The sequence below is a fragment of the Xanthomarina maritima genome (assembly GCF_008084905.1).
In the GTDB taxonomy this organism is placed as follows: Bacteria; Bacteroidota; Bacteroidia; order Flavobacteriales; family Flavobacteriaceae; genus Xanthomarina; species Xanthomarina maritima.
Genome location: NZ_VSFC01000062.1, coordinates 211993 through 223527 on the forward strand (window position 1 = coordinate 211993; position 11535 = coordinate 223527).

Genomic DNA, 11535 nt, shown 5'->3' on the forward strand with positions numbered 1-11535 from the left:
ATTGACAAAAGGAAGAATTAAAATGTGTAAAATGAAGTGTTATTTATTAATTGTTTTGGTTTTTATTTCAGGAGTTGTAGTTGCTCAAGACTCAACTAATATAAAAATTGAAACTCCAAAGATTGTTTCAAAATTACCTTTAGGTAAAATATATAATTCAGATGAAGTACAAATTAAATTTGTTGATGTGTTAACAGATTCTCGTTGTCCAAAGGATGTTACTTGTGTTTGGGCAGGAGAAGTTGTAATCTTGGTTGATATTCTACAAGATGATATATTAATTGAACAAAAAAAAATAGTATTTCAACCAGGAAAAAGCATCAATGCAGAATTGATGTTATTGTTTTCATCTAAAAACCTAAAAATTACTGCCTATAGTGTTTTGCCTAATCCAAGTTCTAAAGGAAAAATCAAAAAAGAAGATTATTATTTACAGCTTGATATTGAAAATTAGTGACAGTTATCGCAATCATGTTTCCCAATATCTTTAGTTGGTTTTGAGTTTTTCCAAAAGAATTTCTTGACAAGAAATCCTAGTGCTAAAAAAAGCAAAGTAAATGCTAGAATATTTTGTAAAAGATGATTCATATCTTTTTTGTCGTATTTCTTATAGATTCCTTAAATTAATATTTGGAAAGCAATAAATGCAACCACATAAGCAAAGACACTCATTAAAACCAATTGTAAGATTGGCCATTTCCAACTATTGGTTTCACGTTTCACTATGGCAAGCGTACTCATACATTGCATAGCAAAGGCATAAAAAAGCAATAAGGATATTCCTGAAGCGAAATTAAAAAGTGGTCCACCTAAAATAGGGTTTACTTCTCCAGCCATTCTGTTTTTAATAGTTTCTTCTTCATCACTACCAACACTATAAATAGTTGCTAAAGTTCCTACAAATACTTCCCTTGCAGCAAACGAACTTACAATAGCAATTCCAATTTTCCAGTCGTAACCTAAAGGCCTAATAGCTGGTTCGATAGCTCTTCCTGTTAAGCCAATAAATGAATATTCTAATTTTTGAGATGCAATTTCATTTTGAAGTTCTTCTTCGGTTAAATGCTTTGAAGCAAATTTTTCAGTCACAATTTCTTCGGCATTATTAAACTCTTCTCCAGGACCATAAGATGCCAAAAACCAAAGCACTATAGAGATGGCTAAGATGATTTTCCCTGCTCCAAATACAAAGGATTTTGTTTTTTCAACAACCGTTAATGCTACGTTTTTTATTAATGGAAGCTTGTAATTAGGCATTTCGACAACAAAAAACGATTTACTTTTAATTTTTAATACCTTGTTTAAAATCATAGCTGAAATTAAAGCAGCTCCAAAACCTATTAAATAAAGTAACATTAAAGTTAAAGCCTGATAACCTAAACCAAGAAACCTTCCTTCTGGAATAACTAAAGAAATAATAATTAAATAAACAGGAAGTCTTGCAGAACAGGTTGTAAATGGCGTTACCAGAATAGTAATTAAACGTTCTTTCCAGCTTTCAATATTTCTAGTAGCCATAATAGCTGGAATAGCACAAGCAGTTCCTGAAATTAATGGTACCACACTTTTTCCACTAAGTCCGAAACGTCTCATGCCACGATCCATAAGAAAGACTACACGACTCATATAACCACTTTCTTCTAAAACGGAAATAAATAAGAATAAAAAGGCAATTTGTGGTATAAAAATAACAATGCCACCAAGTCCAGGAATAATTCCTTCGGCTAATAAACTTGTAAAAGCTCCTTCTGGTAATGAGTTTTTTGTCCATTCGCTTAATGATGCAAAAGAACTATCAATAAAATCCATGGGTATAGCTGACCAATCGTAAATGGCTTGAAAAATAGTAAGTAGAATGACTAAGAAAATAGCATAACCCCAAATTTTGTGAGTTAAAATTCTGTCTAATTTGATGCGTAAATCTTTAGCAGTGCTCAAATCAATGGTTTGACCTTTTTTAAGCGTATTGTTTATAAACTGATAGCGTTTTATAGTTTCTTTTTGCTGTAAACGTTTTAAATCTGCTTTGGTTTTCGTTTTAAAATCTGCAACAGCATCAATTTCGTTTCTATCTGTTTTTCCGAAGTTTACATCTTGTGTAATTACAAGCCAAAGTTTGTATAATAATTGATTTGGAAAGGCTTTACGTAGATTATCGAAGTATTCTTTGTCAATTTCTGAAGCATTTAGACAAGGGGTTATTGAAAGCTCTTTATAATTTGAAATGAGAGTTTTTAAATTATCGATGCCTTCGTTTTTTCTTGTACTTACAAGAGCTATTTTAGTTTGAAGTTGAGATTCTAGATAAGGAATGTCTAAAGAAATGCCTTTATACTTCATTCTGTCAGACATGTTAATGACAAGAACGGTTGGAATTTCTAAGTCTTTAATTTGAGTGAATAATAATAGATTTCGTTTTAGGTTTTCAACATCACTAACAACAACAGCAACGTCAGGAAAATCTTTGTCATTTTTGTTTAGAAGCAATTCAATTACTACATTCTCATCAAGTGAAGATGCATTTAGACTATAGGTTCCTGGTAAATCAATTATGTGGGCCTTAACACCTCTTGGGAGTTTACATATACCTTCTTTTTTTTCTACTGTTATTCCAGGATAGTTTCCAACTTTTTGGTTTAATCCAGTTAAAGAATTAAAAACAGATGTTTTTCCTGTATTAGGGTTGCCTATTAGTGCTACATTTATCTGCTTACTCATTGGTTATTTCTATTATTATATGAATAGCAGTTTCTTTTCTTATAGCTAGATGAGTTCCATTAATGTTTAGATACATTGGATCTGAAAATGGAGCTACTTGAACAAGTTCAACTTCGTTTCCAGGTAAACATCCCATTTCCAGAAGTTTTAACGGAATATTTATTGAAGAAACATCAACAATGATTGCTCTTTCTCCACGTTTTAAATGTGCTAAAGTAACTTGCAAGCTTATTTAGATTGATTTTAAAGAAGCAAAAATAGGATAAATTAATCAGTCTAGAAAAATTGTGAACTAAAAACTATTTATATTCTTCTTTTAAGATTTTTATATCATCAAGTAATCGAGAAATATCTTCAGGGTTCGTGCCATCATAATAACCTCTAATTTGACGTTTTTTATCTATTAGCATAAAATTTTCAGTATGAATCATATCGTAAGCATCTCCTGTCCCATCATCTTTAACAGCTAAATAGCTTTTTCTAGCCAAAGTGTAAATCTGTTTTTTATCTCCTGTTACTAAATTCCATTTAGAATCATTCACACCTTTTTTAAGAGCGTATTTTTTTAATTGAGGTACACTGTCAATTTCGGGAGTGACGGAATGAGATAATAACATAACTTCTTTATCATTCAAAATTTCATTTTGTATTAAAACCATATGATCTGTCATAATTGGACAAATAGTTTGACAGGTCGTAAAAAAGAAATCAGCTACATAAATTTTGTCTTTATAAGCATCTTGAGTTATGATCTCACCATTTTGGTTGACTAAACTATAATCGTCAATTTTATGATACTTTTTTTTGTATTGAATGGTACTGTCAACCATTTCAGTATTCACCATTGCAGGTTGATAAATAGGTAATGGTTTATAAACATCAAAAATGTTATAAATAATGGAAATAATTATTAATGAAAGTATTGCAAAAATAATAGCAAAGTATTTATAATCTTTAAAAAATGAAAGCATTTACTTTTAATTGAGGATTTTTAAGTAAGTTTTATTTGCAAAAATACGACAGATAAGTGTTTATTCAGTAATTTTAACATCATAAATACAATGCCGTGAAAAGACTATTAAACTACTTACTTATTATTATTCCAATATGTTCTTTTGGACAGGATTTAACAGAATCGATGGAAATGATTAGAGAAGCTGAAACAAAAGCTGCTTTAAACAAGATGCTTCATCGTGTAAATATGAATACTGGAAATTACGATGTAACATACCATAGATTGGAATTAGACGTCGATCCATCTCAGGCTTTTATTTCTGGAGATGTAACCACTTATTTTGAAGCAAAGGAAATCCTTACAGAAGTTACATTTGAACTTTCTGATAATATGATTGTTTCTCAGGTTTTGCAACGTGGGAATCCTCTCTCGTATGTACAAAATACCGATGATGAATTAGTCATAACTCTAAATCAAGTTCAAAATGTTGGCGTTTTAGATTCTTTAACAGTTAGTTATTCTGGAAATCCAATAAGTTCTGGTTTTGGCTCATTTGCGCAAAGTTCGCATAGTGGAGATCCAATACTTTGGACTCTTTCAGAACCATATGGAGCTAAAGGTTGGTGGCCTTGTAAGCAAGATTTAATAGATAAAATAGACAATATAGATGTTTATATTACATCGCCTACTTTTAACCCTTCAAACGAAGAATATATAGCAGTTTCAAATGGATTAGAACAAAGTCAAACTATCAATGGAAATTTTAAAACAACACATTTTAAACATCAATATCCTATTCCTGCTTATTTGATTGCTATTGCTGTTACTAATTATGAGATTTATTCACATACAGTAGACAATAATGGAAATCTGTTTGAGATTATAAATTATGTGTATCCAGAAAATTTAGTTTCTGCTCAAGCTAGTACGCCTGTAACAGTAGATATAATGAATTTGTTTTCTAATTTATTTGAAGAATACCCTTTTGCAAACGAAAAATATGGACATGCTCAATTTGGTTGGGGAGGAGGTATGGAACATACCACAGTTTCTTTTATGGGAAGTTTTGGAAGAAATTTAATTGCTCACGAATTAGCTCATCAATGGTTTGGAAACAAAGTAACTTGTGGCAGTTGGAAAGATATTTGGTTAAACGAAGGGTTTGCTACATATTTATCTGGTTTGGTAGTGGAAAATATTGATGGGAACAATTCTTTTACAAATTGGAAACAATCATTAAACAACTCAATTACCTCTCAAAATGGTGGAACTGTTTATTTGTCAGACACAGATACTTTAAGTGTTAGTAGAATTTTTAGTAGCAGATTAAGTTATAATAAAGGAGCTATGGTAACTCATATGCTTAGAAAAAAACTTGGAGATGCAAACTTTTTTCAAGGCATGCAAAACTATCTAAACGATGTAAATCTTTCTTATGGTTATGCTAAAACAGAAGATTATAAACAAATAATGGAAGCTGCAAGTGGAGAAGATCTTACAGAGTTTTTTAACGATTGGGTATATAATCAAGGATTTCCAAATTATGCTATAGAATGGAGTCAACCCAATGCGAATCAAGTAAGAATAACGTTAACTCAAACACAAAGTCATGGATCTGTTTCTTATTTTGAAGCTCCAGTACCTTTGAGGCTTATTGGAACTTCTGGAGAAATTTTAGATATTGTTTTAGAAAATACCACTAATAACGAAACATTCTTTAGAAATGTAACTTTTCCAGTAAGTACTATTTTATTTGATCCTGAATCAGATTTAATATCTAAAAACAACTCAGTTACATTAAGCGTAAATGAATTGCAATTAGATAGTCAGTTAATTTTTTATCCTAACCCTACAACTCATTCAATAACAATTCAAAAACCAATTCAAGTTGAGGTTGAAGAAATTCATATTTTCAATTCTTTAGGACAACTTATCATAAAAACTAATTGGCAAGAGAATATAGATATTTCAAACTTATCTTCAGGGCTGTTTTTCATTCAATTTCAAACCAATCAAGGGATAATTAATAAAATGGTGTTAAAAAACTAGCTAATACTTAGGTATTTATTTTCTAAATGATGCTAAAACACTACTTTTGCAAATTAATTTACATTAGACACGCATATACATGGAGTTTGTTATAAAAATATCTCAATTTTTATTGAGCCTTTCATTACTAATCGTATTACACGAATTAGGTCATTTTATACCTGCAAAACTATTTAAAACCAGAGTTGAAAAATTTTACTTATTCTTTGATGTTAAGTTTTCTTTATTCAAAAAGAAGATAGGAGATACTGTTTATGGAATTGGTTGGTTACCACTAGGTGGTTATGTTAAGATCTCAGGAATGATTGACGAAAGTATGGATAAAGAGCAAATGGCTCAACCACCACAACCCTGGGAGTTTAGATCGAAACCAGCATGGCAACGATTAATAATTATGCTTGGTGGAGTAACTGTTAATTTTCTATTAGCTATTTTAATTTATATTGGAATGAGCTATTATTATGGAGATCGAATTTTGCCTATAGAAAATATTTCAGATGGAATATTAGTTGAAAGTACAGTTGCTAACAATGCAGGATTGCTAACAGGAGATCACATTATTTCTGTTGATGGAGAACTTATAGATCATTTTTCTCAAATTTCTGAAAAAGTTCTTTTTGGAAAAGAGATTACAATTGAAAGAAATGGAGTAGAATCAACGGTTACTTTACCTGAAGATTTTTTAGCTCAATTAATTGATTCAAAAGAAAAAAAGTTTATTGATTTACGTATGCCTTTTGTTATTGCTGAAGTGCCTGATACCTCTTTCAATAAAGGGAGTGGTATTGTAAAAGGAGACATTATTACAGGATTTAACAATCAAGAAACAAAATATATTGATGAAGTGCTTCCAGCATTAGAAAGCTTAAAAGGGCAACAAGTTGAAGCAACTATTTTGAGAGATAACAAAAGGATTCAAATGCCTTTGGAAATTAATGCTGATGGAAAATTAGGCTTAGTTTATGCAACTGGAGCAACACCAGAAACATTAGAAGCCTTAGGGTATTATAAATTTGAAACACAAAATTATGGCTTTTTTGAAGCTATTCCAGTTGGTATTGTAAAGTCTAAAGACAAGTTATCATCTTATATTACTCAAGTAAAAGCCATTTTCACGCCAAGTACAGGTGCATATAAGGGTGTAGGAGGTTTTAAAGCTATTTACGATATTTTTCCAGATTTCTGGAGTTGGCAAGTATTTTGGAACATTACAGCCTTTTTATCTATTATGCTAGGTTTCTTAAACCTATTACCAATACCAGCATTAGATGGTGGCCATGTTATGTTTTTACTTTATGAAATGGTCTCTGGAAGAAAGCCAAGCGACAAATTTTTAGAGTATGCACAAATGGTTGGTTTTATTCTTTTGATAGCATTAGTTTTATTTGCTAATGGGAATGATATCTTTAAAGCCATATTTAATTAAATTTTTTAAAATTTAATTTGTGGTAATTAAAAAAAGGATATATATTTGCGCTCGCAAAAGCGAAAGATAACACTCCTCCTTAGCTCAGTTGGTTAGAGCATTTGACTGTTAATCAAAGGGTCCTTGGTTCGAGCCCAAGAGGGGGAGCAATAAATAACCCGATACGAAAGTGTCGGGTTTTTTTGTGGAATTTTTTGTGCAAGAATTTTATTCTTTTGAAAAATCTATTGAATTGAAATATGAAAGCTTTTAAAGAAGTATATCTAAGTGTTAATAGATTTATATAGCCCTATATCGGTAATTATATAATGTTGTCGTTTTTTTTTGGAAAAGTTAATGGATAAAACTAATTTCAATTTGCTATTAATCAATTAATTATTTAACATTATGAAAAAAACAGTATTATTATTTGCAGTTTTAGCGTTGATTTTCGCTTCCTGCACCAATGAGTCACTTAATGAAAACTCCGAAATTTCTAACCAGAGTAATTCACTTATTAGTAATTTTAATGAAATTACTGTAATTAATTTTGATGGATTCTCTGCTGGAGAAATTGTTTCTGAAGTATCGCCAAATGGCTGCTCAGGTTCAATTGCAATTATGGCAGTTAATCCAGATTTCCCTGGTATGAATACAGCCATGATTTTTGACTCTTCAAACCCTACAGGGAATGATTTTGATTTAGGAACACCAAATGAAATGTATGGTGGTCCTGGAATTTCTTCAGATGGACCAAGACCAAGTAACGATGTGCCATTAGGAAACGTTCTAATTATTTCTGAAGACATGGACAGTTCTGATCCAGATGATAGTGCTCGTAACGGAACTAGGTTTGAGCTCGACTTTTCAGGATATGGAAACGGAATGGTAACACTGCATTCTTTTGATATGCTTGATCTTGAACCAGTAGATTCAAGTGGTTTACCAACTGTTATTACATTATACGATGGCTCTAACAATATATTACTTCAACATGAACTACCATATGGTTTCGATAATGAAAAACAACTTATAGATCTAGAATCAACATCTGGTGTAGTACGTATGGTACTTGAAATGAATAACTCTGGAGCTATTGATAATATTAGATTAACATGCCATAGAGAAATTCAAATTGGTGAATGTGAAACTATGTTCGCTAAAGGGAATGATGATATTGCCACTTGTTTCATTGGAAATGGATTTAATAGATGGGGATGGACAAATGGTCCACTTTCTACTGGAGTATATATTATGGATATTTATGCTGGAGCTGGACGTTGTATTACTGAAAATAGAGAACCAGCTGGTACTGTAACGTTAGATTATAATGCAGAAACTGGTGATGCTTTAGTTACATATTCAGTAGATGCTGGATATGTACTTACAGAAACTCATCTTTATTTAGGTAATGGACCGTATCCACTTAAAAGAAGAGGTAATAATGGTTGGGTACCAACTGTTGCTCCTGGACAATATCCTTATCAACATGGAAGTTTAGATAATGTAAGTGTAGACTCTTATAAGGTAAATGGTTTATCAGGTGATATTTATATGATTGCACATGGAGTAATTTGTGAATTAATTGGAATGACTCCTCAATAATGTAAGTTATAGAAATTAACTAATATTTAATTTCTATTTAAATAATAAAGCCTTTACATTTCTGTAAAGGCTTTATTATTTGTTCAGTTTAAACTAATGGCTTGTAAAGTATTTCAAAATTGTTATTTAACAAAATTTGGCCATTTATTTAAATAATCAATAAATTTTTCGCCTAATCCTTCTTTTTTGAGGTGATCTTCTGAAACTGGAATTGCAATTGGATTAAAAGTAGGATTTTTTAAAACCAATTTTGGAAAGTTGTGATGAAGTATGGCTGATTTTCCAATAGTTACAAAATCTACTCCAGAATCTAAGATTTTTTGAACATCCATAGCATTATTAATTTTTCCTGCAACAGTCCATTTTACTTTTTTAAAATCTAAGGATTTAAAGTGCTCTAATAATGAAGTTTTTTGATACTTTTTCTCATGTGGCATTTTAAAACTATCCCATAAGGAAATATCAAGAAAATCTATAGCTCCATCATCTATTAATTTCTGACAAACCCATTTTATCTCTTCTATGTCCATTCCAAATCTTTCTGGAGATAATCGAACACCAAGTAAAAAATGGTCGCCACATGTTTCTCTAATGGCATCAACTATTTCAAATAGAAGTCGAGACCTATTTGCTAGTAATCCACCATATTCATCCTTTCTTTTATTTATTTCTGAACTTAAAAATTGCGTTAATATATAACCATGTGCTCCATGAACTTCTACACCATTATAACCACATTTTTTGGCACGAATAGCAGCTGAAATAAAATCGTCTCTTAGTTGTTTAACTTCATCTAAAGTAAGTCCTCTTGAATTTGTTTCTTCATTATCAGAAGGACAAACAGGTTTTTCTTTTATTAACTCGGCAGGAGTTCTCATACCAGCATGATGTAATTGAATTACAGCTAAACTTCCTTGTTCTTTAATTTGAGATGTTAATTTTATATGTCCTTCAATTAGGTTATCACTAAAAATACCTAATTGACCAGGAAAGCCTTTTCCAATTTCTTGTACATGCGAAGCGCAAGTCATTACTAAGCCAAATCCTCCTTCTGCTCTCATTGTTAACCATTTTAATTCATCTTGAGATAGTTGCCCATTTTCATGGCTTTGTTGGTTGGTTAATGGAGCTAACATAAATCTATTTTTCATGGTTGAACCACAAGGAAAAGTTAAGGTTGAATTGGCATTCGTCATAGTAAAATATTTTTAAATGTAAATTTAAGCAGAAATATTAAGAGTTATTTTGAGTAATAGATAAGAATTTATTTTACTCTTTTTTATTTGAATCCTTCTTTTTATTTGTAAATTCTTTCACCTTCTTACTTAGGATAGGTACATCGATACCTACAACAAATTGCCAGCGTGTATATGTTAAAGAAGAGTTTATATCATTATTAATATCAATTCCTTCAAAATTAATAGTATAAGGGCTTAAAAATTTACTTGAACCATTTGTATAGGTTATACCACCTATAAGATTTGCCCATTTTAAGGTCCAATTAACGCCAAGGCTTAAATGATAAAAATCGTCACCTACTTTAATGTCTTTTGAACCATCAGACGCTAAATCGAAAATATTTGTACTATTTACTAAGGCATAGAAGTCTGTTGAAAAACCAGCATAAGCTTTAAAATTTTCATTTATAAATACTTCAGTCCCAACACCAAAATTTATTACGATTTTACGCTCTTCATTAAAATTTACAGGAGTTAATGTATCATCTCCTGTATCAATATCAGGGACATCAATTCTACTATATTGATTTAAACTACTTACATAATCTATATTAAGGTGTAATTTACTTTTTTTAATAGGAATTCCAGCTCCTAAAGAGATGCCAAGAGGGTCTTTTCTTTTTGCTGATAAGTCTTTAAAATTGTTATCTACAAATAGGTTGTATTCTGGTGCAACTCCTGAAATTACTTCAGAATACGAATAGCTTCCTTCATCGTACACATCTATATATGGTAGATTAATGTTTAAACCTAAGTCGAATTTTGGAAAATGATAATTAGCACCAATTTTTATAAATATTCCATAAGATTTTTGTTTGAAACCTATTATATTTTGATAATATGCAACTTCATTATCTGAAGATTGAATGGTATGATTTACATTTGATAGACCTGAGTTTGTATAAAACGAAGCAAAAGCAGAAAATCCAAAACTAAAATTATCATTTATCTTCTTACCCCAAGTTATCCCAGTCCAATCATCTTTTAAATTTGATTGTAAGCCAATTTTAGCATTGTGCTTTACGGCATCTGGAAAAACAGCTAAAATAGCATCGTTTAAGTAATAGCTTCCGTAATTTAAGTTGATATTATTATTAGCTTTAGTAAAGTATGAATAAGCAAATCGAGTACCAAACAAATTAAAAATTCCACCAGCCATAACAGCAGTACCTCTAAAAGAGGTATTACTTAAATTTGAATCTTCGTTTAATGCATCTTTAAATTTTAAAAAGATTAATTGGTATCCTTTTGCATTAAGAGAGAAACCTACATTTTCAACATCTGTAATATAGGAAGGATTGTAATATACAAGTCCTAAATCTGAAACACTTCCAGTGACATTTCCAGAAAGTAAAATAGACCGGTTTCCAAAATTGTTGAATCTGTAATTTCCTTGCTGTGCTATGGAATGAATTGATACAAGTAAGAAGAAAATACTAACATATTTAAAAAACTTCAAACGAATTGGTTTTATAAATATTTTAGTCATTTTAAATATGATTTTAGTTACATAAATTTAAACCTAAAATGAAGGTTTTCAAAGAAATTTAAGAGGTAATTACTAT

Annotated in this window: 9 protein-coding genes and 1 tRNA gene; 5 read left to right on the forward strand and 5 right to left on the reverse strand. The window is 30.6% G+C overall.

Annotation, left to right across the window (positions count from 1 at the left end):
- The first annotated feature begins 31 nt into the window (after positions 1 to 31).
- A complete protein-coding gene (locus FVF61_RS13290) occupies positions 32 to 454 on the forward strand; it encodes a hypothetical protein (protein ID WP_148457213.1) in 423 nt (140 codons plus the stop codon).
- Positions 455 to 618: 164 nt separating this feature from the next.
- On the opposite strand, the gene feoB is transcribed toward FVF61_RS13290, so the two are convergent.
- The 3 genes from feoB to FVF61_RS13310 form a co-directional block, all read right to left on the reverse strand.
- Entirely contained in the window at positions 619 to 2718 is a 2100-nt protein-coding gene (feoB, locus tag FVF61_RS13300) for a ferrous iron transport protein B (protein WP_148457217.1), read from the reverse strand.
- The gene (locus FVF61_RS13305; protein WP_148457219.1) at positions 2711 to 2944 is read right to left on the reverse strand and encodes a FeoA family protein; all 234 of its coding nucleotides are present in this window, start codon (positions 2942 to 2944) and stop codon (positions 2711 to 2713) included. Before FVF61_RS13305 ends, feoB begins: the two co-directional genes overlap by 8 nt.
- 73 nt (positions 2945 to 3017) lie before the next feature.
- Entirely contained in the window at positions 3018 to 3689 is a 672-nt protein-coding gene (locus FVF61_RS13310; RefSeq protein ID WP_148457221.1) for an SCO family protein, read from the reverse strand.
- A gap of 95 nt (positions 3690 to 3784) precedes the next feature.
- On the opposite strand from FVF61_RS13310, the gene FVF61_RS13315 reads away from it, so the two are divergent.
- The 4 genes from FVF61_RS13315 to FVF61_RS13330 all read left to right on the forward strand — a co-directional run bounded on the left by FVF61_RS13315 (position 3785) and on the right by FVF61_RS13330 (position 8732).
- A complete protein-coding gene (locus tag FVF61_RS13315) occupies positions 3785 to 5722 on the forward strand; it encodes a M1 family aminopeptidase (protein WP_148457223.1) in 1938 nt (645 codons plus the stop codon).
- A 79-nt stretch (positions 5723 to 5801) separates the two neighbouring features.
- Positions 5802 to 7148 (forward strand): RIP metalloprotease RseP, encoded by a 1347-nt coding sequence (gene rseP / locus FVF61_RS13320; RefSeq protein WP_148457225.1) that lies wholly within the window; start codon positions 5802 to 5804, stop codon positions 7146 to 7148.
- Between the two features lie 73 nt (positions 7149 to 7221).
- Positions 7222 to 7295, forward strand: a tRNA-Asn gene (locus tag FVF61_RS13325).
- 240 nt (positions 7296 to 7535) lie between these two features.
- A complete protein-coding gene (locus FVF61_RS13330; protein WP_148457227.1) occupies positions 7536 to 8732 on the forward strand; it encodes a hypothetical protein in 1197 nt (398 codons plus the stop codon).
- Between the two features lie 122 nt (positions 8733 to 8854).
- On the opposite strand, the gene FVF61_RS13335 is transcribed toward FVF61_RS13330, so the two are convergent.
- Complete coding sequence (locus tag FVF61_RS13335; RefSeq protein ID WP_148457229.1) at positions 8855 to 9928, reverse strand: NADH:flavin oxidoreductase; 1074 nt, start codon at positions 9926 to 9928, stop codon at positions 8855 to 8857.
- Between the two features lie 73 nt (positions 9929 to 10001).
- Positions 10002 to 11459 (reverse strand): hypothetical protein, encoded by a 1458-nt coding sequence (locus FVF61_RS13340; RefSeq protein ID WP_148457231.1) that lies wholly within the window; start codon positions 11457 to 11459, stop codon positions 10002 to 10004.
- Between the last annotated feature and the right edge of the window lie 76 nt (positions 11460 to 11535).

Coding starts and splice junctions, on each gene's coding strand:
- FVF61_RS13290 (WP_148457213.1), top strand. CDS start 32: ATGAAGTGTTATTTATTAATTGTTTTGGTTTTTATTTCAGGAGTTGTA.
- feoB (WP_148457217.1), bottom strand. CDS start 2,718: ATGAGTAAGCAGATAAATGTAGCACTAATAGGCAACCCTAATACAGGA.
- FVF61_RS13310 (WP_148457221.1), bottom strand. CDS start 3,689: ATGCTTTCATTTTTTAAAGATTATAAATACTTTGCTATTATTTTTGCA.
- rseP (WP_148457225.1), top strand. CDS start 5,802: ATGGAGTTTGTTATAAAAATATCTCAATTTTTATTGAGCCTTTCATTA.
- FVF61_RS13330 (WP_148457227.1), top strand. CDS start 7,536: ATGAAAAAAACAGTATTATTATTTGCAGTTTTAGCGTTGATTTTCGCT.
- FVF61_RS13335 (WP_148457229.1), bottom strand. CDS start 9,928: ATGACGAATGCCAATTCAACCTTAACTTTTCCTTGTGGTTCAACCATG.
- FVF61_RS13340 (WP_148457231.1), bottom strand. CDS start 11,459: ATGACTAAAATATTTATAAAACCAATTCGTTTGAAGTTTTTTAAATAT.